We start from the raw sequence: 20,853 nt of genomic DNA on the forward strand, positions 1-20,853 counted from the left end.
GCTCTGAGCGGGCCCGCACATCTTCGGATGTGCGGGCCCGCTCGCTTTGTGTACGGGGACGTTCAGGTGCCGGTGGCCAGGCGGGTGCGCAGGTCGCGGCGGTGTCTGATGCGGTACTTGCGGTAGACGCGGGTGAGGTGCTGCTCGACCGTGCTCACCGCGATCGACAGCTCGGCCGCCACCTCGCGGTTGGACAGGCCCCGCGCCGCGAGGACGGCCACCCGGTGCTCGGCGGTGGTGAGGACGACGCCGGGGGCCGGGGCGGGTACGGAACGTTTCTCCACGGCGGTGGCCAGGTCGGCGAGGGTACGGGCGATGCCGAGCCGGTCGCCGCAGACGCGGTACAGCTCCAGGGCGCGGGCGAGCGTCGCCGCGCGGCGCTCCGGCGGTTCGGTGGCGGCCAGCACGCGCAGCGCGCCGGCGCGGGGGCGGGGACGGCGGTGGACGGGGGCGGCCTGCCGGTCGTCCAGCAGCCGGACGGCCCGTTCCGGGCGGCCCAGGGCCAGCCACGCCTCGGCGGCACCGATCCGCCAGGGCGCCAGCGACGGGGTGTCGAGGCCCCAGGAGCGCAGGGTCTCGCCGCACGAGACGAAGCAGGCCAGCGCCTCGCGCGGACGGTCCAGCGCGAGGTGGTGGAGGCCGCGGGCGTGCTGGTGGTGGATGGTGAAGATCGTCCGGTGGGTCGCCTCGGGGAGCGGCCGGTTCAGCACCTCGGCCGCCCGGTCGTGCTCGCCCAGCGCGGTGTGCGCCTCCGCGAGGACGGCGAGCGGGAAGGCGAGGGCGGTGCCCCAGCCCGCCTCGGGCATCAGGTCCAGGGCGCGGGTGCCGTGTTCGAGGGCGGCGGCCGGCTCGCCCCGGCGCAGGAGGACGAAGGACCTGGTCTGGTGCAGCAGGGCCTGCCGGACGGGGGTCGGGGCCGGGAACCCCGGGCGGGGGGCGAGGAACCGTTCGGACCAGGCGTCCGCCGCGTCGAGACGGTCGATGTGCACCAGGGACTGCACGGCCACGACGACAGCGTCCGGGCGGTGGTCGATGATGCCGGGGGAGCGCAGGACGCGTTCCGCCGCCGCGGCCACGTCGTCGGGCTCGGCGCCGGTCAGCGCCGTGTGCAGGGTGCGCGCCGCCGCCACCTCCACGGGTTCCGGCCGGCCGTCGGGGGCGGGCTCGGGGGCGGGCCGGCGGAGCACGGCCGGCATCCAGGGGAGGGTGCCGGGATAGGTGTGGGTCAGCCGGAGGCGGGTGACGGCCAGCTCGGTGGCGTAGCGGGGGTCCGCGTCCTCGGCCGGCAGCGTCTCGGCGGCCGTGATCGCGTCCTCCTCGCGGCCGTGCCACAGCAGGGCCTGGATGATGTGCAGGGTCGCGCGGGGCGGCAGCAGGCCGGTACGGGCGTGCCCGGCGAGCGCCCTGAGCTGGGTGATCACGCCCGGCGGGTCGAGCCGCCAGGCGACGGCCACCGTGGCCAGCCGGTCCGCCAGGCCCTGGGGGGAGTCGTCCGCGCGGAGGACGGCGCAGCGGAGGTAGCGGGCGGCGAGGATGGTGTCACCGGCCGCCAGGTGCTCCTCGGCCGCCGCGCGGAACACCGGCGCCTCCCAGCTCTCGCCCAGCGGGGCACCCGCCAGCAGCTGCGCGGCCACCGCGACGGCCGGGGCGCCCTGGGCGTGCAGCGCCCGGGCCGCGCGGGCGCGCAGGGCGGTGTGGGCGGCGGAGGAGAGGCCCGGGTCGGCGAGGAGGGCTTCGTCCACGGCCGGGTGGCGGGGGCGGTGGGTGTCGTCGTAGAGGGCCGACGCGGTGAGGGCGGCCAGGGCCGGGGGGACGGCGCGGAGGGTGAGGGCCGCGGTGGCCGCGAGGAGGGCGGTGTCGGGGCTGGCGGGGCTGCCGGGGTTCGTGAGGGGGGTTGTCTCGGGAGCGTCGGGGATGTCCGGGCGTGGGGCGCTCGCGGTGCCGAGGACGGCCATGGCGCGGGCCACGGCCAGGGCGTCGGCGCCGCCGCGGTGGGCGCAGGCGAGCACCGCGCTCCGGTACGCCGCGCCGGGCGCGGGGATCGTGTCCGCCGTGGCGGCGGCGTCGTCCAGCAGGGCGCGGACGAGGAGCGGGTTGCCGCCGGTCAGGCGGTGGACGTGCGCGGTCAGGCGGGCCGCGGCCGGCTCGCCGAGGTGGTGGGTGAGGAGGCCGGCGATCCCGCGGGGACTGAGCGGCGCGAGGATCAGGTGGCGTGTTCGGGGCTGGTACTGGAGTTCGGCCAGCAGGGTGCGGTGTGCCGTGCCGTGCGGGGCCTCGGTGACGACCAGGGCGGCTCGGGCCGTGCGCAGCCTGCGGACCAGATAGAGGAGGCACTGCTGGGAAGCGTGGTCCGCGTAGTGGAGATCGTCCACGCAGAGGAGGAGGGGGCGGTCCGCTGCGAGGGTGAGGGTGGTGTGGTAGATGCGGCGGAGGGTGTGCGGGGGGACGGTGTGTTGGGGGTCTGTCTGGTCGAACTCTGTTCCCAGGAGGGACAGTTCGGGGACCAGCTGGTCCATCAGCGCGTAGGGGAAGGGCTGTTCGGTGCGGCTGCCGAGTGCGGTGCGGACCGTGAAGCCGTGTTCCGTGGCCCGGGTGCGGAGGGCGTGGAGCAGTTCCGTCTTGCCCAGGGCCGTCGCGCCGTGGACGACCGCGAAGGCGCCGGTGCCGCGGGCGCTTTCCGCCAGGGCCGCGGAGAGGGTGGCGAGTTCGGCTTCGCGGTCGACGAGCATGTGGGTGCGCCCTTCCCCCGGTGAGGCGGCCTCCGGTACGGCGGGGGCAGCACGATAGCAAGGTGGGTGGGGGGTTGCCCCGGTCCCGCCCTTTCGCCGTTTCCTGCTTGGGCCGCGCCCCCGCGGGCCCCGCTTTCGCGCTGCGCGCGGTTTGTTGCCCCGGTCCCGCCCTTTCTCCCGCAGCTACCGCTGGGAGGTGCCCCCAGTTTCTTGCGGGGGCCAGCCCCCCGCGCCCCCGCAACCGCGCTTCGCGCGGTTGTCCCCAAGCTCCCCCAGAGGGGGTACCCCCAACGGGCTGGGTGGGGCGGGGGTGGGTGGGGTGGCGTCAAGCACCGGAGGAGCTAGCTCAGGTCCGGGCGCCAGATCCATGGGCTCGCGTCCGGGGACAGGCCGACCACGCACAGGCGGTGGGCGCCGTCCGTGTGGAGGGCCGGGGTGGCCACCGGGATCGGCTGGTGGTCGGCGACCGTGGGGTGGGCGTCGTCGGAGGCGGCGTCCAGGACCTGGGCGCGGCCCTCCAGGTCCTTGCTCAGGACCATCAGGGCGTCCCGGTGGCCGCGTTGCGGCAGGGCGCGGGCGGTGAGCGGGCCGTAGCCGACGAGGTCGCGGACCGCGGAGTCCTTGAGCTTCTCCGTGGCCGTGTCGCCGGTGAGGCGGTACGCCTCGGGGCGGCTCTGGGCCGGCTGGCGGTAGACGATCACCAGCTTCCCGTCGTCGCCCGGGTGGGCCGCGACGGGGTCGCCCGCGGGCTTCGGGAGGTCGTCCAGAGGGAGGAAGCGCATCGGCTTGCCGGGGCCGTCCTGGCTCCAGTGGTGCACGGTGTCGCGGCCGACGCCGAGGACGTGGATCCGGCGGTCGCCGTCCAGCGCGACGGTCAGGCCCTCCTGGACGTCCTGCCCGCCGAGGTTGCGCCACTTGCCCCACTTGCCGTTCCGCTCGCGCACCCGGGTGGAGACGCCCTTGCCCGCGTTGCGGACGAACAGGTGGACGCGCCCGTCGGTGTCGGTGACCGCCACCGGGATGCCCACCCGGCGGCCGCGGTCGGGGTCGTGCTCGGGGTTGCCGAGGCCGGTCCAGCCGGTGAACGGGCCGTCGGGGGTGCGCTGGCCCAGGACGACGACCTCGCGGGTGTTCTTGCGGCCCTCGCCCTCCAGGGCGGAGAAGCGCAGCGCGAAGACCAGGCGGCGGCCGTCGGCGTCCCTGACCGTGGACAGGGCGGGGGCCAGCGGGCCGCCGCCGAGGTTCTCGGGGGCGCCCCAACGGCCGCTGCCCGCCGACGTCTCGCGCCAGCGCACGGCGTGCAGGCCGAGGACCCCGTACGCCTCCAGGCGGCCGCCGCGGTCGCTGTCCACCGTCGGCGTGGCGCCCGGGTGGCGGTAGTGGGTGGAGCGGATCCAGCCCTTGCGGTTCTTCAGCGGGCGGTCGCCGCCCTGGCCGTAGTCGCCGCAGCCGCCGTCGTTGCCGCAGTGCCAGTCGGGCGCGCCGCCGTACGCCTCCACCAGCTCGTGCTTCTGGGCGACGATCTCGTGCGGGAGGTTGTGCGGCCAGCGCTGGTTGTAGTACCCGCGGTAGGAGGTCGTCACGAAGCGTGGCGGGTGCTTCTCGCGGCGGGTGGTGTCCGCCGACCACTGGGAGAGCGCCTTCCAGGTGAAGAGGGCGGTCGGGGTGTGGTCGCGGTGGTCCGAGCACGCGCCGTAGTCGTTGTCCTTGGGGTGCGTGGCGTCGTGGACCTGGTAGTCGGGGTCCGGGTCCATGGTGTGGACCACGGTCGGCCGGAAACGGTCCATGATCGTTGCCAGGGCGTCCACCAGCGTGCTGTGCCGGTAGGTGCTCACCTCGGTGCAGGGCGAACCCTTGGCGACCAGGGACTTCGCCTCCGCCCCCGGCTGGTCCCAGAGCTGCGGCATCCGGACGCTGTGCTCGGAGAGCATGGCGATGTTGAGGAAGATCAGGCGGGCCCGGCGGTCCCCGGCCACGAGCTCGTCGGTCTCGGCCTTCACCCCGCCCGGCAGGCTCAGCACGGACTTCTTCCAGGGGGTGAACGGGTGCTTGCCCAGCATCCGCGCGTACGCCTGGCGCAGGCCCTGGTGGCGGGCGGAGGAGTAGGCCGCCTTGTCGTGGTGCTGCCGCTCCTTGCGCGGCATGCCCTCCACCCAGTTCTGTCCTATGGCCTCGCCGGCCGTGACGTAGACGGAGACCACGGGGACGCCGGCGCGGACCATGTGCAGCGCGTCCGGGTTCATGAAGAACAGGTCGTCGTCCGGGTGCGCCAGCACCTGGAGCAGCAGCGGGCCGCGTACGTCACCGAAGGGCTGGGTGGTGCGCGGGTCCACGGCGCGGACGGGGGAGGCGGAGGGGGCGGACTTCTCGGAACCGCTGTCGCTGCATCCCGTCGCCACGGCGGCCGTGACGGCCGCGATCCCGGCGAGCACAGACCGACGTCCGACCGGACGAGCGTTCTGGAACGGAACGGTTCTGCGCTGTGAGATGTTCAACTACCTGACTCCGCTTCATTGTCCAGCGCCCCCCAGTGTGAAAAGGGACGGGGAAGTGGCCCGGCGGGTTGCCCAACTTGCTACAAAGCCTGATTTCCCCTTCGCGCGGCCTGGCGGTTTTCGGCCACTGTGGCGTGCACGACACCTGCACACCACCGCGCCATGGTGAACATTGACCGTTCCACCCCGAATGTCCGCATAAACTCGGCAGGGCGGTTTGACATCTGCGCCGGTCGGGGTACGTTCATCGGCTGCGATTGGCGCGGCTTCCGTCCCGTATGGCACACTGTTCAGGTTGCTCGGTTGAGTGCCGATGCTGCGCGCCTCCCGCCGGGAGGACTGGAAGCGAGTCCCGCAGTACTCGTCACCTCTTCTCAGAGGTGGAAGTACGGGAATCTTCCGGGAAGTGTCAGCGGGGTGCCAGCCAGGCACTCGGTGGGTGTCCTTCCCCCACGAACCCCTTGAGCAGGGATCTCCGCTATGGGAGATCTGCTGGAAGGGGGGCGACACGCCCGACCGCGTGGGTCGGAGGTGAGTGGGAACGGACCGCGATGTTCCGCGAGGAGCGCGCAGCCCGGCCGAGTCCCAGAGCGTTACGAGAGACAGGACTACGAAGTAGCCATGGCGGGACAGAAGATCCGCATCCGGCTCAAGGCCTACGACCACGAGGTCATCGACTCCTCGGCGAAGAAGATCGTCGAGACGGTGACCCGCACTGGTGCGTCGGTCGCGGGCCCGGTGCCGCTGCCCACTGAGAAGAACGTGTACTGCGTCATCAAGTCGCCGCACAAGTACAAGGACTCGCGCGAGCACTTCGAGATGCGCACGCACAAGCGCCTCATCGACATCCTCGACCCCACGCCGAAGACGGTTGACTCGCTCATGCGCCTCGACCTGCCGGCGGGCGTCGACATCGAGATCAAGCTCTGAGGTGACGCGCGAGATGGCTAAGCAGATCAAGGGCGTCCTGGGCGAGAAGCTCGGCATGACGCAGGTCTGGGACGAGAACAACCGTGTCGTCCCGGTCACCGTTGTCAAGGCCGGCCCCTGCGTTGTCACGCAGGTCCGCACCAACGACGCCGACGGCTACGAGTCGGTCCAGATCGCCTTCGGCGAGATCGACCCGCGCAAGGTGAACAAGCCCCTCAAGGGCCACTTCGCCAAGGCCGACGTGACCCCCCGCCGCCACATGGTGGAGATCCGCACCTCCGACGCCGCCGAGTACACGCTCGGCCAGGAGATCACCGCGGACGTGTTCGAGGCCGGCGTCAAGGTTGACGTCACGGGCAAGAGCAAGGGCAAGGGCTTCGCCGGTGTCATGAAGCGCCACAACTTCCGTGGCCTCGGCGCCGGGCACGGCACCCAGCGCAAGCACCGCTCCCCCGGTTCGATCGGTGGCTGCGCCACCCCGGGCCGTGTGTTCAAGGGCCTCCGCATGGCGGGCCGCATGGGCAACGAGCGGGTCACCACCCAGAACCTGACCGTCCACGCCGTTGACGCGGAGAAGGGCCTGCTCCTCATCAAGGGCGCGGTTCCTGGTCCGAACGGCGGCCTCGTCCTGGTCCGTACCGCGGCCAAGGGGGCCTGAGGTAACCGATGAGCACCATTGACATCCTTTCGCCGGCAGGCGACAAGGCCGGGACCGTCGAGCTCCCCGCGGAGATCTTCGACGCGAAGGTCAGCGTTCCGCTGATCCACCAGGTCGTCGTCGCGCAGCTGGCCGCTGCCCGTCAGGGCACGCACAAGACCAAGACCCGTGGCGAGGTCCGCGGCGGTGGCAAGAAGCCGTACCGCCAGAAGGGCACCGGTCGCGCCCGTCAGGGTTCGACCCGCGCGCCGCAGTTCGCCGGTGGTGGCGTCGTGCACGGTCCCGTGCCGCGTGACTACTCGCAGCGGACCCCGAAGAAGATGAAGGCCGCCGCCCTGCGCGGTGCCCTCTCGGACCGGGCCCGCCACAGCCGCATCCACGTCGTCTCCGGCGTGGTCGACGGCGCGGTGTCCACCAAGGCCGCCAAGAACCTGTTCGGCAAGATCTCCGAGCGCAAGAACGTGCTCCTGGTCGCCGACCGGTCCGACGAGGCCGCGTGGCTGTCCGCCCGCAACCTGCCCCAGGTGCACATCCTGGAGCCGGGCCAGCTGAACACGTACGACGTGCTCGTCTCCGACGACGTGGTCTTCACCCAGGCCGCTTTCGAGTCCTTCGTGTCTGGCCCCAAGGCCGCTGAAGGGAGCGAAGCCTGATGACTGAGGCCGTCGTCACCAGCAAGACGTTCTCGGACCCGCGTGACCTCCTGGTCAAGCCGGTCGTCTCCGAGAAGAGCTACGCGCTGCTGGACGAGAACAAGTACACGTTCATCGTCGACCCGCGCGCCAACAAGACCCAGATCAAGCAGGCCGTCGAGGCGGTCTTCTCGGTCAAGGTCACCGGGGTCAACACGATCAACCGTCAGGGTAAGCGCAAGCGCACCAAGACCGGTTTCGGCAAGCGCGCCAACACCAAGCGCGCCATCGTGACCCTCGCCGAGGGCGACCGTATCGACATCTTCGGCGGCCCGGTCTCCTAACGGAGTCCGAGTCGTCCGGAATCGGACGAGGACTGAGAAATGGGTATCCGCAAGTACAAGCCGACGACCCCGGGCCGTCGTGGCTCCAGCGTCGCCGACTTTGTCGAGATCACGCGGTCCACGCCGGAGAAGTCGCTGGTCCGCCCGCTGCACAGCAAGGGCGGCCGTAACAACGCCGGTCGTGTGACCGTCCGCCACCAGGGCGGTGGCCACAAGCGCGCCTACCGTGTGATCGACTTCCGTCGTCACGACAAGGACGGCGTGCCGGCCAAGGTCGCTCACATCGAGTACGACCCCAACCGCACCGCGCGCATCGCGCTGCTCCACTACGTGGACGGCGAGAAGCGCTACATCATCGCGCCGCGCGGCCTCGGCCAGGGCGACCGTATTGAGAACGGCCCCGGGGCCGACATCAAGCCGGGCAACAACCTGCCGCTGCGCAACATCCCGGTCGGTACGACCATCCACGCCATCGAGCTGCGTCCCGGTGGCGGTGCGAAGATCGCCCGCTCCGCCGGTTCCTCCGTGCAGCTGCTGGCGAAGGAGGGCACGATGGCCCACCTTCGTATGCCGTCCGGTGAGATCCGCCTGGTCGACGTCCGCTGCCGCGCCACCGTCGGCGAGGTCGGCAACGCCGAGCAGTCGAACATCAACTGGGGCAAGGCCGGCCGCATGCGCTGGAAGGGCGTCCGCCCGACCGTCCGCGGTGTCGCGATGAACCCGGTCGACCACCCGCACGGTGGTGGTGAGGGCAAGACCTCCGGTGGTCGCCACCCGGTCTCCCCGTGGGGTCAGAAGGAGGGTCGTACTCGTTCTCCCAAGAAGGCGAGCAACAAGTACATCGTCCGCCGCCGCAAGACGAACAAGAAGCGCTAGGAGCGGGTTTAGATGCCGCGTAGTCTCAAGAAGGGACCCTTCGTCGACGGCCACCTCATCAAGAAGGTGGACGCCCAGAACGAAGCTGGTACCAAGAACGTCATCAAGACCTGGTCCCGCCGCTCCATGATCGTGCCGGCCATGCTCGGCCACACGCTGGCGGTGCACAACGGCAAGACCCACGTCCCGGTGTTCGTCACCGAGTCGATGGTCGGCCACAAGCTCGGCGAGTTCTCGCCGACCCGCACCTTCCGCGGCCACGTCAAGGACGACCGGAAGTCGAAGCGCCGCTAACGCGGGGTGTGAACGACTATGACTGACACCGAAGGGACAACCATGGAAGCCAGGGCCCAGGCGCGGTACATCCGCGTCACGCCCATGAAGGCCCGCCGCGTGGTGGACCTCATCCGTGGCATGGACGCCACGGAGGCTCAGGCGGTCCTGCGTTTCGCCCCGCAGGCCGCGAGCGTGCCGGTCGGCAAGGTGCTGGACAGCGCCATTGCCAACGCCGCGCACAACTACGACCACTCTGACGTCGACAGCCTCTACATCTCCGAGGCCTACGTCGACGAGGGCCCGACCCTGAAGCGGTTCCGTCCGCGCGCCCAGGGCCGCGCCTACCGGATCCGCAAGCGGACCAGCCACATCACCGTGGTCGTCAGCAGCAAGGAAGGAACCCGGTAATGGGCCAGAAGGTTAACCCGCACGGGTTCCGCCTCGGCATCACCACGGACTTCAAGTCCCGCTGGTACGCCGACAAGCTGTACAAGGACTACGTCAAGGAAGACGTCGCCATTCGTCGCATGATGACGAAGGGCATGGAGCGCGCCGGTATCTCGAAGGTTGAGATCGAGCGCACCCGCGACCGCGTCCGCGTCGACATCCACACCGCCCGCCCGGGCATCGTCATCGGCCGCCGCGGCGCCGAGGCCGACCGCATCCGTGGCGAGCTGGAGAAGCTGACCGGCAAGCAGGTCCAGCTGAACATCCTCGAGGTCAAGAACCCCGAGGTGGACGCTCAGCTGGTGGCCCAGGCCGTCGCCGAGCAGCTGTCCTCCCGCGTCTCCTTCCGTCGCGCCATGCGCAAGAGCATGCAGTCGACGATGAAGGCCGGCGCCAAGGGCATCAAGATCCAGTGCGGTGGCCGTCTCGGCGGCGCCGAGATGTCCCGCTCGGAGTTCTACCGCGAGGGCCGTGTGCCCCTGCACACGCTCCGCGCCAACGTCGACTACGGCTTCTTCGAGGCCAAGACCACCTTCGGCCGCATCGGCGTGAAGGTCTGGATCTACAAGGGCGACGTCAAGAACATCGCCGAGGTCCGCGCCGAGAACGCCGCCGCCCGTGCGGGCAACCGCCCGTCCCGTGGCGCCGGCGACCGTCCGGCCCGTGGTGGCCGCGGCGGCGAGCGTGGCGGCCGCGGCCGCAAGCCGCAGCAGGCTGCCGAGGCCCCCAAGGCCGAGGCCACCGCTGCTCCGGCTGAGTCCACCGGAACGGAGGCCTGACCGACATGCTGATCCCTCGCAGGGTCAAGCACCGCAAGCAGCACCACCCCAAGCGGAACGGCATGGCCAAGGGTGGCACCGAGCTGGCGTTCGGTGAGTACGGCATCCAGGCCCTGACCCCGGCCTATGTGACGAACCGGCAGATCGAGTCCGCTCGTATCGCCATGACCCGTCACATCAAGCGTGGCGGCAAGGTGTGGATCAACATCTACCCGGACCGTCCGCTGACGAAGAAGCCGGCCGAGACCCGCATGGGTTCCGGTAAGGGTTCTCCGGAGTGGTGGATCGCGAACGTCAAGCCCGGTCGGGTGATGTTCGAGCTGTCTTTCCCGAACGAAAAGGTCGCTCGTGAGGCGCTGACCCGCGCCGCTCACAAGCTTCCGATGAAGTGCCGCATTGTTCGGCGCGAGGCAGGTGAGTCGTGATGGCCGCTGGTATCAAGGCGACCGAGCTGCGTGAGCTGAACGACGAGGACCTCGTCGCGAAGCTCCGTGAGGCCAAGGAAGAGCTGTTCAACCTCCGCTTCCAGGCGGCGACCGGGCAGCTTGAGAACCACGGTCGGCTCAAGTCCGTCCGTAAGGACATCGCCCGGATCTACACCCTGATGCGGGAGCGCGAGCTCGGCATCGAGACGGTGGAGAGCGCCTGATGAGCGAGAAGAACATGACTGAGACGAACGAGCGCGGTTTCCGCAAGACCCGTGAGGGCCTCGTCGTCAGCGACAAGATGGACAAGACCGTCGTCGTCGCTGTCGAGGACCGCGTCAAGCACGCGCTGTACGGCAAGGTCATCCGCCGTACCAACAAGCTCAAGGCGCACGACGAGCAGAACGCCGCGGGTGTCGGCGACCGCGTCCTCCTGATGGAGACCCGGCCGCTGTCCGCGACGAAGCGCTGGCGCGTCGTCGAGATCCTCGAGAAGGCCAAGTAATCACCTGAGGGCATTAGCCCCCAGGTAAGTTCCGCCAGGCTCGGCGTGGGGCCTCATCCGTGAGGCCCCCGCCGGGAACCGGCAGACGATCAGGAGATAGACGTGATCCAGCAGGAGTCGCGACTTCGCGTCGCCGACAACACTGGTGCCAAGGAGATCCTTTGCATCCGTGTTCTCGGTGGCTCGGGTCGCCGCTACGCGGGCATCGGTGACGTCATCGTCGCCACCGTCAAGGACGCGATCCCCGGTGGCAACGTGAAGAAGGGCGACGTCGTCAAGGCCGTCGTCGTTCGCACCGTCAAGGAGCGCCGCCGTCCGGACGGCTCGTACATCCGCTTCGACGAGAACGCGGCCGTCATCCTCAAGAACGACGGTGACCCCCGCGGCACCCGTATCTTCGGCCCCGTGGGCCGAGAGCTGCGCGAGAAGAAGTTCATGAAGATCGTCTCGCTCGCGCCGGAGGTGCTGTAAGCATGAAGATCAAGAAGGGCGACCTGGTTCAGGTCATCACCGGCAAGGACAAGGGCAAGACGGGCAAGGTCATCCAGGCCATGCCCGCCGACGACCGCGTCCTGGTCGAGGGTGTCAACCGGGTCAAGAAGCACACCAAGGCCGGCCAGACCGCCCGTGGTTCGAAGACCGGCGGCATCGTCACGACCGAGGCCCCCATCCACGTGAGCAACGTTCAGCTCGTCGTGGAGAAGGACGGCAAGAAGGTCGTCACCCGCGTCGGCTACCGCTTCGACGAGGACGGCAACAAGATCCGCGTTGCCAAGCGGACCGGTGAGGACATCTGATGACTGCCACCACCAACGCACCGCGCCTCAAGCAGCGCTACCGCGAAGAGATCATCGGCAAGCTGCGTGAGGAGTTCTCGTACGAGAACGTCATGCAGGTCCCCGGCCTGACCAAGATCGTGGTCAACATGGGTGTGGGCGACGCCGCCCGCGACTCCAAGCTGATCGAGGGCGCCATCCGCGACCTCACCACGATCACCGGCCAGAAGCCCGCCGTGACCAAGGCCCGCAAGTCCATCGCGCAGTTCAAGCTGCGTGAGGGCCAGCCGATCGGTGCCCACGTCACCCTCCGCGGCGACCGCATGTGGGAGTTCCTGGACCGCACCCTGTCGCTGGCGCTCCCGCGCATCCGCGACTTCCGTGGTCTGTCCCCGAAGCAGTTCGACGGCCGGGGCAACTACACCTTCGGTCTCACGGAGCAGGTCATGTTCCACGAGATCGACCAGGACAAGATCGACCGCGTCCGGGGTATGGACATCACCGTGGTCACCACGGCGACCAACGACGACGAGGGCCGCGCCCTCCTTCGTCACCTCGGCTTCCCCTTCAAGGAGGCGTGACCGAGATGGCGAAGAAGTCTCTGATCGCGAAGGCCGCGCGCAAGCCGAAGTTCTCGGTCCGCGCGTACACCCGCTGCAACCGCTGCGGCCGGCCGCACTCCGTTTACCGCAAGTTCGGCCTCTGCCGCGTGTGCCTTCGTGAGATGGCTCACCGTGGCGAGCTGCCGGGCGTGACCAAGAGCTCCTGGTAATCACCCACTTGGGTAACCAGGGCTCTCGGTAAGCCAATGGACGGCGGGTACCCGCCCCCGGCTCTCCCGTAGAGTTGAGGGGTTGGGCGCCCGCCGCCCATGACCGCACGTGTCCCGCACCTCTGTGCGGGCCGCATAACGTCGCTTACTACGCCGTAGGTCCCCGCACCGCACCCGCTCCGACAAGCTCGGGGAGAGGGATGGCGCAGATAGGAAACCCCGGCGAGAGAGGCCGAAGGCCAAACATGACCATGACCGATCCGATCGCAGACATGCTGACCCGTCTGCGGAACGCGAACTCGGCTTACCACGACACCGTGGCCATGCCCCACAGCAAGATCAAGGCGCACATCGCCGAGATCCTGCAGCAGGAGGGCTACATCACCGGCTGGAAGGTCGAGGACGCCGAGGTCGGCAAGTCCCTGATCCTCGAGCTGAAGTTCGGCCCGAACCGTGAGCGCTCCATCGCGGGCATCAAGCGGATCTCGAAGCCGGGCCTGCGGGTCTACGCAAAGTCCACCAACCTGCCGAAGGTCCTCGGCGGCCTGGGCGTGGCGATCATCTCCACGTCCCACGGTCTCCTGACCGGCCAGCAGGCCAGCAAGAAGGGCGTGGGTGGGGAAGTCCTCGCCTACGTCTGGTAACCCGGGAACGGAGGAATAGCTAATGTCGCGTATTGGCAAGCTGCCCATCCAGGTTCCCGCTGGTGTGGACGTCACCATCGATGGCCGTGACGTGCAGGTGAAGGGTCCCAAGGGCACCCTGAACCTGACGCTGTCGGCGCCCATCGTTATCGCTAAGGGCGAGGACGGCGTGCTCAACGTCATCCGCCCGAACGACGAGCGTCAGAACAAGGCCCTGCACGGTCTGTCGCGCACGCTGGTGGCGAACATGATCACCGGCGTGACCCAGGGCTACAGCAAGAAGCTCGAGATCAGCGGTGTCGGTTACCGCGTCCAGGCGAAGGGCTCCAACCTGGAGTTCGCCCTGGGCTACAGCCACCCGATCCTGGTCGAGGCGCCCGAGGGCATCACCTTCAAGGTGGAGTCCCCGACCAAGCTGACGGTCGAGGGCATCGACAAGCAGAAGGTCGGCGAGGTCGCCGCGAACATCCGCAAGCTGCGGAAGCCCGACCCGTACAAGGCCAAGGGCGTCAAGTACGAGGGCGAAGTCATCCGCCGCAAGGTCGGAAAGGCGGGTAAGTAAGCCATGGCATACGGTGTGAAGATCGCTAAGGGCGACGCCTACAAGCGCGCCGCCGCGAAGCGCCGCCACATCCGCATCCGCAAGCGGATCTCCGGTACGGCCGAGCGCCCCCGCCTGGTCGTCACGCGCTCCAACCGTGGCATCACCGCCCAGGTCATCGACGACATCAAGGGTCACACCCTGGCGTCGGCGTCGACCCTGGACGCGTCGATCCGCGGTGGCGAGGGTGACAAGAGCGCCCAGGCCAAGAAGGTTGGCGCCCTGGTCGCCGAGCGTGCCAAGGCCGCCGGTGTCGAGGCCGTCGTGTTCGACCGCGGTGGCAACCAGTACGCCGGGCGCATTGCCGCTCTGGCGGACGCCGCCCGCGAAGCCGGGCTGAAGTTCTAAGCCCCGGTTCCGGAGCTAGCGGACGTAACAGAGAGAGGTAATTCCAATGGCTGGACCCCAGCGCCGCGGAAGCGGTGCCGGTGGCGGCGAGCGGCGGGACCGGAAGGGTCGCGACGGTGGCGCTGCCGCCGAGAAGACCGCGTACGTTGAGCGCGTAGTCGCGATCAACCGCGTCGCCAAGGTTGTCAAGGGTGGTCGCCGCTTCAGCTTCACCGCGCTGGTCGTGGTGGGCGACGGTGACGGCACGGTCGGTGTCGGTTACGGCAAGGCCAAGGAAGTTCCGGCTGCCATCGCCAAGGGCGTGGAAGAGGCCAAGAAGAACTTCTTCAAGGTCCCCCGTATCCAGGGCACCGTGCCGCACCCGATCCAGGGCGAGAAGGCGGCCGGCGTCGTCATGCTCAAGCCCGCGTCCCCCGGTACCGGTGTTATCGCCGGTGGCCCGGTGCGCGCGGTGCTCGAGTGCGCCGGCATCCACGACATCCTGTCGAAGTCGCTCGGTTCGTCGAACCCGATCAACATCGTGCACGCCACGGTGGAGGCCCTCAAGGGACTGCAGCGTCCCGAGGAGATCGCCGCCCGTCGTGGTCTGCCGCTCGAGGACGTCGCGCCCGCCGCCCTGCTGCGTGCGCGTGCGGGGGCGGGTGCGTAATGGCTCGTCTCAAGGTCACGCAGACCAAGTCCTACATCGGCAGCAAGCAGAACCACCGCGACACCCTGCGCTCGCTTGGTCTCAAGAAGATCAACGACGTGGTTGTCAAGGAAGACCGTCCCGAGATCCGCGGCATGGTGCACACCGTCCGCCACCTCGTCACGGTCGAGGAGGTCGACTGACATGGCGGAGCAGAACCCGCTGAAGGTCCACAACCTCCGTCCGGCCCCCGGCGCCAAGACCGCCAAGACCCGTGTGGGTCGTGGTGAGGCGTCGAAGGGTAAGACGGCCGGCCGTGGTACCAAGGGCACCAAGGCCCGTTACCAGGTTCCGGAGCGCTTCGAGGGTGGGCAGATGCCCCTCCACATGCGCCTCCCGAAGCTGAAGGGCTTCAAGAACCCCGCCCACAAGCAGTTCCAGGTCGTGAACCTGGACAAGCTGGCCGCGCTCTACCCGCAGGGTGGCGAGGTCACGGTGGCCGACCTGGTCGCCAAGGGCGCGGTGCGCAAGAACGAGCTCGTCAAGGTCCTGGGCCAGGGCGAGATCTCCGTGGCGATCCAGGTGACGGTCGACGCCGTCTCCGGTTCCGCCAAGGAGAAGATCGCCGCCGCCGGCGGCACCGTCACCGAACTCATCTGAGTTCGTTGACCCGACAACCGGGGATGTCCCATAGGGGCATCCCCGGTTGGTCGTTCCTAGCCGGGCACGGTCGCCGGTAAGGTGGCGTGGACTGTTGCTGTACCCATGGGGGGAATCACCCCCGGGTCGTGCGGACTGTGCCCGTACGGCCGACTGATATGTATTCGTCGATCCTCAAGACCGTTACCTCTCACGTGGGTGCGTGAGAGGCGCAGGAGGCACCGTGCTCACCGCGTTCGCCCGGGCGTTCAAGACGCCCGACCTGCGCAAGAAGCTGCTGTTCACGCTGGGCATCATGGTGCTCTACCGGCTCGGGTCGCAGGTCCCGATCCCGGGGGTCAACTACCAGAACGTCCAGACGTGTGTCGACCAGGCCAAGAGTGGTCAGGGCCTGTTCGGCCTCGTGAACATGTTCAGTGGTGGCGCGCTGCTGCAGATCACGATCTTCGCGCTGGGGGTCATGCCGTACATCACGGCGAGCATCATCCTGCAGCTGCTCACGGTCGTGATCCCCCGGTTGGAAGCCCTCAAGAAGGAAGGGCAGTCCGGCCAAGCCAAGATCACGCAGTACACGCGTTATCTGACCATCGCGCTCGCCGTGCTCCAGGGCACCGGTCTCGTCGCCGTCGCGCGCAACGGCGCGCTCTTCGGCAACTGCCCGGTCGCTTCCGACATCGTGCCCAACCACTCGATCTTCACGACCATCACGATGGTCGTCACCATGACCGCGGGCACCGCGCTGATCATGTGGCTCGGTGAGCTCGTCACCGACCGCGGCATCGGCAACGGCATGTCGATCCTGATGTTCACCTCGATCGCCGCGCAGTTCCCGAGCGCGCTGTGGGCGATCAAGCTCCAGGGCAAGCTGATGGGCGGCTGGCTGGAGTTCGGCCTCGTCATCCTCTGCGGCCTGGCCATGGTCGGCCTGGTGGTCTTCGTCGAGCAGGCGCAGCGGCGCGTGCCCGTGCAGTACGCGAAGCGCATGATCGGCCGGCGCTCGTACGGCGGGACGTCGACCTACATCCCGCTCAAGGTGAACCAGGCGGGCGTCATCCCCGTGATTTTCGCCTCGTCCCTGCTCTACATCCCGGCGCTGCTGGTGCAGTTCACCGACTCCAAGGACTCGGGCTGGGCGCAGTGGATCCAGGCCAACCTGGTCAAGGGCGACCACCCGATCTACATGGTCACTTACTTCCTGCTGATCGTTTTCTTCGCCTTCTTCTACGTCGCCATCTCCTTCAACCCCGAAGAAGTTGCAGACAACATGAAGAAGTATGGTGGGTTCATCCCGGGCATCCGGGCGGGACGTCCCACCGCGGAGTACCTGAGCTACGTGCTGAACCGCATCACGTGGCCGGGCTCTCTCTACCTGGGCGTGATCGCCCTGGTGCCCACCGTGGCGCTGGTCACACTCAACGCGAACCAGAACTTCCCATTCGGGGGAACCAGCATCCTGATCATCGTGGGTGTCGGTCTGGAGACGGTGAAGCAGATCGAGAGCCAGCTTCAGCAGCGCAACTACGAAGGGTTCCTCCGCTGATGCGAATCGTCCTCGTCGGGCCGCCCGGCGCCGGCAAGGGTACGCAGGCCGCGTACCTCGCCAAGAATCTCGCGATCCCGCACATCTCGACGGGCGACCTCTTCCGGGCGAACATCAGCCAGGGCACCCCGCTGGGCGTCCAGGCCCAGGAGTACATGCGCGCCGGCCAGCTGGTCCCGGACTCGGTGACCATCGGCATGGCCGAGGACAGGATGGACCAGGACGACGCCTCCGGCGGCTTCCTGCTGGACGGCTTCCCGCGCAACATCGGCCAGGCCGAGGCGCTGGACGCCTACCTGAACGGCAAGGGCCTGACGCTGGACGCCGTCCTGGACCTGGAGGTCCCCGAGGACGAGGTGGTCAAGCGGATCGCCGGCCGCCGGATCTGCCGCGCGGACAGCAGCCACGTCTTCCACGTGATCTACAACCGCTCGGAGACCGAGGGCGTCTGCGACGTCTGCGGCGGCGAGCTCTACCAGCGCGACGACGACCGTGAGGACACGGTCCGCAAGCGGCTGGAGGTCTACCACAGCGAGACCGAGCCGATCATCGACTACTACAAGGCCCAGGGCCTGGTGGTGACGATCTCCGCGCTCGGCAAGGTCGCCGAGGTGACCCAGCGGGCCATGGAGGCGCTCCCCGCACGGGACGGCGCCTGAGCCACCGGTGGTGTACGGCCGCGATGCCCTTCGGGGGATCGCGGCCGTAGTGTTGTTTGAACCAGTTTTGCGCGCGGTCCTGCGCGCGTTCTGTCGAAATATGTCGTCGAGCCGAGGAAGGCCCCCATGGCGGTAGAGATCAAGACCCCGGACCAGATCGCGAAGATGCGCGAGGCGGGGCTGGTCGTCGCCGCCATTCACGCCGCCACAGCTGCGGCGGCCGTTCCCGGCGCGACCACCAAGGACCTCGACGACGTCGCCCGCAAGGTGCTGGCCGAGCACGGCGCCAAGTCGAACTTCCTCGGCTACGGCGGCTTCCCCGCGACGATCTGCACCTCGGTGAACGAGGTCGTCGTGCACGGCATCCCGAGCGCGGAGACCGTCCTGAAGGACGGCGACATCATCTCCATCGACGCCGGCGCCATCGTCGACGGCTGGCACGGCGACGCGGCCTTCACCGCCTTCGTGGGCGGCGGGCACGCGCCCGAGCTGGTGGAGCTCTCCCGGGTGACCGAGGAGTCCATGTGGGCCGGCATCGCGGCCGTGAAGAACGGCAACCGGCTGGTGGACGTCTCCCGGGCCATCGAGACGTACATCCGCCGCCAGCCGCGCCCGGCGACCGGCAAGTACGGGATCATCGAGGACTACGGCGGGCACGGCATCGGCTCCGAGATGCACATGGACCCCCACCTGCTGAACTACGTCTCCCGCAAGCGGGGCCGCAGCCCGAAGCTGGTCCCCGGCTTCTGCATCGCGATCGAGCCGATGGTGTCGCTGGGCACGCCGCGGACGCACGTCCTGGAGGACGAGTGGACGGTCCTCACCGACGACCTGACCTGGTCCTCGCACTGGGAGCACTCCGTCGCCCTGACGGAGGAGGGCCCGCTGGTGCTCACCGCCGTGGACGGCGGCAAGGCGAAGCTGGCGGAGCTGGGCGTGACGGCGGCGCCGGATCCGCTGGGCTGAATCGAGGGCCTGGCGGCCGCCACCGCCCCGTCCGCCGGTCGGAGGCCGGCGCAGCCGCTCGAAGCTTGTGAGGCGCCCTCGGCGCCGATCCCGCGAGGGCGGCGTTGTGAGGAGCCTGCGGCGGCAAGGCGAAGCTGGCGGAGCTGGGTGTGACGGCGGCGCCGGATCCGCTGGGCTGAATCGAGGGCCTGGCGGCCGCCACCGCCCCGTCCGCCGGTCGGAGGCCGGCGCAGCCGCTCGAAGCTTGTGAGGCGCCCTCGGCGCCGATCCCGCGAGGGCGGCGTTGTGAGGAGCCTGCGGCGGCAAGGCGAAGCTGGCGGAGCTGGGTGTGACGGCGGCGCCGGATCCGCTGGGCTGAGCGGGGCGCTGACGGCGGCCTGTGCGCCAGGCCCTGCCGGTCGGAGGCCGGGCGGGACGGTTCCGTCCCGCCGTCGAGCCGCCGCTTAAGGATCACTGCGGCTGGGCAAGCACCCCTGGATTAGTCTTTCCGGTTGCCCTGACGTAGACTGATGCGTCGGCTCTCGTGTATCCGCATGCCCGCGTTCGCGCGGGGGTACGAATCCCTGAGTCGATCAAGGTAGCCGATTCGAAAGGCGAAGCGTGGCCAAGAAGCAAGGTGCCATCGAGATTGAGGGCACCGTGATCGAGTCTCTGCCGAACGCCATGTTCAAGGTGGAGCTCCAGAACGGTCACAAGGTCCTCGCGCACATCAGCGGCAAGATGCGGATGCACTACATCCGTATCCTTCCCGACGACCGGGTCGTGGTGGAGCTCTCTCCGTACGACCTGACGCGCGGACGGATCGTCTACCGCTACAAGTAGATCTTGTCGGCATCCCGCTCCGGCGGGGTGGTGGCACTGACCCGGAGAACCTCACATCCCATGAAGGTCAAGCCGAGCGTCAAGAAGATCTGCGACAAGTGCAAGGTGATCCGCCGCCACGGCCGGGTCATGGTCATCTGCGACAACCTGCGCCACAAGCAGCGCCAGGGCTGACGCACACCGAACCGCACTCCGCAGTTCTTCGCGCGACGCGAGCAACGTACATACGCAGGGCCCGTCCCTCTCTGTAAGGAGGGCGACACCCCCGGTTTCGGAGGCCGGGGACCCAGTCCGTACCAACCCTTCGCCATGGCGAAGGGGACGGCGGCTGGGAGCGGTCCTGTGGAAGACCTCCGACGAACATCTGGAGCCATTCAATGGCACGCGTTTCCGGTGTCGACATCCCGCGTGACAAGCGCGTGGAGGTCGCACTCACCTACGTCTTCGGTATCGGCCGCACCCAGTCGAAGGCGACCCTCGCCGCGACCGGTGTGAACCCGAACACCCGCGTTCGTGACCTGGCCGAAGAGGACCTGGTCAAGATCCGCGAGTACGTGGACGCCAACCTCAAGACCGAGGGTGACCTCCGTCGCGAGATCCAGGCCGACATCCGCCGCAAGGTCGAGATCGGCTGCTACCAGGGTCTGCGTCACCGTCGTGGCCTGCCGGTCCACGGTCAGCGCACCAGCACGAACGCTCGTACCCGCAAGGGCCCGCGTCGCGCCATCGCCGGCAAGAAGAAGCCGGGCAAGAAGTAGTCCTCAGCGGACGCTTGACCACGCGGTCTTCGCTGTAGGACCGACCACCTCCCTGTAGGAGTAAGAGATGCCCCCCAAGGGTCGTCAGGGCGCTGCCAAGAAGGTGCGCCGCAAGGAAAAGAAGAACGTCGCTCACGGCCACGCGCACATCAAGAGCACGTTCAACAACACGATCGTGTCCATCACGGACCCGACCGGCAACGTGATCTCCTGGGCCTCCGCCGGCCACGTCGGCTTCAAGGGCTCGCGCAAGTCCACCCCGTTCGCCGCGCAGATGGCCGCCGAGTCGGCCGCTCGCCGCGCGCAGGAGCACGGCATGCGCAAGGTCGACGTCTTCGTCAAGGGTCCGGGCTCCGGCCGTGAGACCGCCATCCGTTCGCTCCAGGCGACCGGTCTTGAGGTCGGCTCGATCCAGGACGTGACGCCCACGCCGCACAACGGCTGCCGTCCGCCCAAGCGTCGCCGCGTCTGACGCACGTCGTTCGACTTGAGGATCCGGGCGGTACGGCTCTTCGGAGCCGTATCGCCCGTACCCTTGTAATTCAGGGCATCAAATAGTGGGTGCCCCTGACTGAAGGATTCA

Annotated in this window: 30 protein-coding genes; 28 read left to right on the top strand and 2 right to left on the bottom strand. The window is 68.8% G+C overall.

Annotated elements, in window-relative coordinates:
- Positions 1-62: 62 nt before the first annotated feature.
- On the bottom strand, positions 63-2,729 hold the full coding sequence (locus tag K7I03_RS33835) for a helix-turn-helix transcriptional regulator (RefSeq protein WP_185943960.1): 2,667 nt from the start codon (positions 2,727-2,729) through the stop codon (positions 63-65).
- A gap of 341 nt (positions 2,730-3,070) precedes the next feature.
- Positions 3,071-5,161, bottom strand: a complete 2,091-nt coding sequence (locus K7I03_RS18545; RefSeq protein WP_185943961.1) for a PIG-L family deacetylase — start codon at positions 5,159-5,161, stop codon at positions 3,071-3,073.
- A gap of 684 nt (positions 5,162-5,845) precedes the next feature.
- Here K7I03_RS18545 and rpsJ point away from each other — a divergent pair.
- The 28 genes from rpsJ to rpsK all read left to right on the top strand — a co-directional run bounded on the left by rpsJ (position 5,846) and on the right by rpsK (position 20,742).
- Positions 5,846-6,154: a 30S ribosomal protein S10 gene (gene rpsJ / locus K7I03_RS18550; RefSeq protein ID WP_003948644.1), complete on the top strand. Its 309-nt coding sequence runs from the start codon at positions 5,846-5,848 to the stop codon at positions 6,152-6,154.
- Between the two features lie 13 nt (positions 6,155-6,167).
- Entirely contained in the window at positions 6,168-6,812 is a 645-nt protein-coding gene (rplC, locus tag K7I03_RS18555) for a 50S ribosomal protein L3 (RefSeq protein WP_185943962.1), read from the top strand.
- 8 nt (positions 6,813-6,820) lie between these two features.
- Positions 6,821-7,465: a 50S ribosomal protein L4 gene (rplD, locus tag K7I03_RS18560; protein ID WP_185943963.1), complete on the top strand. Its 645-nt coding sequence runs from the start codon at positions 6,821-6,823 to the stop codon at positions 7,463-7,465.
- Positions 7,465-7,788 carry a 50S ribosomal protein L23 gene (gene rplW / locus K7I03_RS18565; RefSeq protein WP_058046827.1) on the top strand — a complete coding sequence of 108 codons (324 nt, stop codon included), beginning with the start codon at positions 7,465-7,467 and terminating at the stop codon, positions 7,786-7,788. Before rplD ends, rplW begins: the two co-directional genes overlap by 1 nt.
- Positions 7,789-7,827: 39 nt before the next feature.
- Positions 7,828-8,664, top strand: coding sequence for a 50S ribosomal protein L2 (gene rplB, locus K7I03_RS18570; protein ID WP_004950440.1), 837 nt, complete (start codon positions 7,828-7,830; stop codon positions 8,662-8,664).
- A 12-nt stretch (positions 8,665-8,676) separates the two neighbouring features.
- Complete coding sequence (gene rpsS / locus K7I03_RS18575) at positions 8,677-8,958, top strand: 30S ribosomal protein S19 (protein ID WP_004950443.1); 282 nt, start codon at positions 8,677-8,679, stop codon at positions 8,956-8,958.
- 42 nt (positions 8,959-9,000) lie between these two features.
- On the top strand, positions 9,001-9,348 hold the full coding sequence (gene rplV, locus K7I03_RS18580; protein ID WP_004950444.1) for a 50S ribosomal protein L22: 348 nt from the start codon (positions 9,001-9,003) through the stop codon (positions 9,346-9,348).
- A complete protein-coding gene (gene rpsC, locus K7I03_RS18585) occupies positions 9,348-10,166 on the top strand; it encodes a 30S ribosomal protein S3 (RefSeq protein WP_071964543.1) in 819 nt (272 codons plus the stop codon). The genes rplV and rpsC overlap by 1 nt, the downstream gene beginning before the upstream one ends.
- Positions 10,167-10,171: 5 nt before the next feature.
- Positions 10,172-10,591: a 50S ribosomal protein L16 gene (gene rplP, locus K7I03_RS18590; protein WP_106677952.1), complete on the top strand. Its 420-nt coding sequence runs from the start codon at positions 10,172-10,174 to the stop codon at positions 10,589-10,591.
- A complete protein-coding gene (gene rpmC, locus K7I03_RS18595) occupies positions 10,591-10,815 on the top strand; it encodes a 50S ribosomal protein L29 (protein WP_030368408.1) in 225 nt (74 codons plus the stop codon). The genes rplP and rpmC overlap by 1 nt, the downstream gene beginning before the upstream one ends.
- Positions 10,815-11,096 (top strand): 30S ribosomal protein S17, encoded by a 282-nt coding sequence (rpsQ, locus tag K7I03_RS18600; RefSeq protein WP_004950457.1) that lies wholly within the window; start codon positions 10,815-10,817, stop codon positions 11,094-11,096. Before rpmC ends, rpsQ begins: the two co-directional genes overlap by 1 nt.
- A gap of 102 nt (positions 11,097-11,198) precedes the next feature.
- Entirely contained in the window at positions 11,199-11,567 is a 369-nt protein-coding gene (gene rplN / locus K7I03_RS18605; RefSeq protein WP_004946682.1) for a 50S ribosomal protein L14, read from the top strand.
- A 2-nt stretch (positions 11,568-11,569) separates the two neighbouring features.
- Complete coding sequence (rplX, locus tag K7I03_RS18610; RefSeq protein ID WP_185943964.1) at positions 11,570-11,893, top strand: 50S ribosomal protein L24; 324 nt, start codon at positions 11,570-11,572, stop codon at positions 11,891-11,893.
- Entirely contained in the window at positions 11,893-12,453 is a 561-nt protein-coding gene (gene rplE, locus K7I03_RS18615) for a 50S ribosomal protein L5 (RefSeq protein WP_171169724.1), read from the top strand. Before rplX ends, rplE begins: the two co-directional genes overlap by 1 nt.
- A gap of 5 nt (positions 12,454-12,458) precedes the next feature.
- Positions 12,459-12,644 (top strand): type Z 30S ribosomal protein S14, encoded by a 186-nt coding sequence (locus K7I03_RS18620; protein ID WP_004946670.1) that lies wholly within the window; start codon positions 12,459-12,461, stop codon positions 12,642-12,644.
- 245 nt (positions 12,645-12,889) lie between these two features.
- Entirely contained in the window at positions 12,890-13,288 is a 399-nt protein-coding gene (gene rpsH / locus K7I03_RS18625; RefSeq protein ID WP_004946667.1) for a 30S ribosomal protein S8, read from the top strand.
- A 22-nt stretch (positions 13,289-13,310) separates the two neighbouring features.
- A complete protein-coding gene (rplF, locus tag K7I03_RS18630; RefSeq protein ID WP_004946665.1) occupies positions 13,311-13,850 on the top strand; it encodes a 50S ribosomal protein L6 in 540 nt (179 codons plus the stop codon).
- A gap of 3 nt (positions 13,851-13,853) precedes the next feature.
- Complete coding sequence (gene rplR, locus K7I03_RS18635) at positions 13,854-14,237, top strand: 50S ribosomal protein L18 (protein WP_004946663.1); 384 nt, start codon at positions 13,854-13,856, stop codon at positions 14,235-14,237.
- A 46-nt stretch (positions 14,238-14,283) separates the two neighbouring features.
- The gene (rpsE, locus tag K7I03_RS18640) at positions 14,284-14,886 is read left to right on the top strand and encodes a 30S ribosomal protein S5 (protein ID WP_004946659.1); all 603 of its coding nucleotides are present in this window, start codon (positions 14,284-14,286) and stop codon (positions 14,884-14,886) included.
- Complete coding sequence (rpmD, locus tag K7I03_RS18645) at positions 14,886-15,068, top strand: 50S ribosomal protein L30 (RefSeq protein ID WP_004946653.1); 183 nt, start codon at positions 14,886-14,888, stop codon at positions 15,066-15,068. Before rpsE ends, rpmD begins: the two co-directional genes overlap by 1 nt.
- A 1-nt stretch (position 15,069) precedes the next feature.
- Entirely contained in the window at positions 15,070-15,525 is a 456-nt protein-coding gene (gene rplO / locus K7I03_RS18650; RefSeq protein ID WP_185943965.1) for a 50S ribosomal protein L15, read from the top strand.
- 223 nt (positions 15,526-15,748) lie between these two features.
- Entirely contained in the window at positions 15,749-17,065 is a 1,317-nt protein-coding gene (gene secY / locus K7I03_RS18655) for a preprotein translocase subunit SecY (protein ID WP_185943966.1), read from the top strand.
- Complete coding sequence (locus tag K7I03_RS18660; RefSeq protein WP_185943967.1) at positions 17,065-17,724, top strand: adenylate kinase; 660 nt, start codon at positions 17,065-17,067, stop codon at positions 17,722-17,724. The genes secY and K7I03_RS18660 overlap by 1 nt, the downstream gene beginning before the upstream one ends.
- A 126-nt stretch (positions 17,725-17,850) precedes the next feature.
- Positions 17,851-18,690 (top strand): type I methionyl aminopeptidase, encoded by an 840-nt coding sequence (map, locus tag K7I03_RS18665; protein ID WP_185943968.1) that lies wholly within the window; start codon positions 17,851-17,853, stop codon positions 18,688-18,690.
- A 600-nt stretch (positions 18,691-19,290) separates the two neighbouring features.
- Complete coding sequence (gene infA / locus K7I03_RS18670; protein WP_003956442.1) at positions 19,291-19,512, top strand: translation initiation factor IF-1; 222 nt, start codon at positions 19,291-19,293, stop codon at positions 19,510-19,512.
- A gap of 60 nt (positions 19,513-19,572) precedes the next feature.
- The gene (rpmJ, locus tag K7I03_RS18675; RefSeq protein ID WP_003956441.1) at positions 19,573-19,686 is read left to right on the top strand and encodes a 50S ribosomal protein L36; all 114 of its coding nucleotides are present in this window, start codon (positions 19,573-19,575) and stop codon (positions 19,684-19,686) included.
- A gap of 203 nt (positions 19,687-19,889) precedes the next feature.
- Positions 19,890-20,270 (top strand): 30S ribosomal protein S13, encoded by a 381-nt coding sequence (rpsM, locus tag K7I03_RS18680; RefSeq protein WP_004946638.1) that lies wholly within the window; start codon positions 19,890-19,892, stop codon positions 20,268-20,270.
- Between the two features lie 67 nt (positions 20,271-20,337).
- Positions 20,338-20,742, top strand: coding sequence for a 30S ribosomal protein S11 (gene rpsK, locus K7I03_RS18685; protein ID WP_003948617.1), 405 nt, complete (start codon positions 20,338-20,340; stop codon positions 20,740-20,742).
- The last annotated feature ends 111 nt before the right edge of the window (positions 20,743-20,853 follow it).

It is taken from the genome of Streptomyces mobaraensis (assembly GCF_020099395.1).
Classification (GTDB): Bacteria; Actinomycetota; Actinomycetes; order Streptomycetales; family Streptomycetaceae; genus Streptomyces.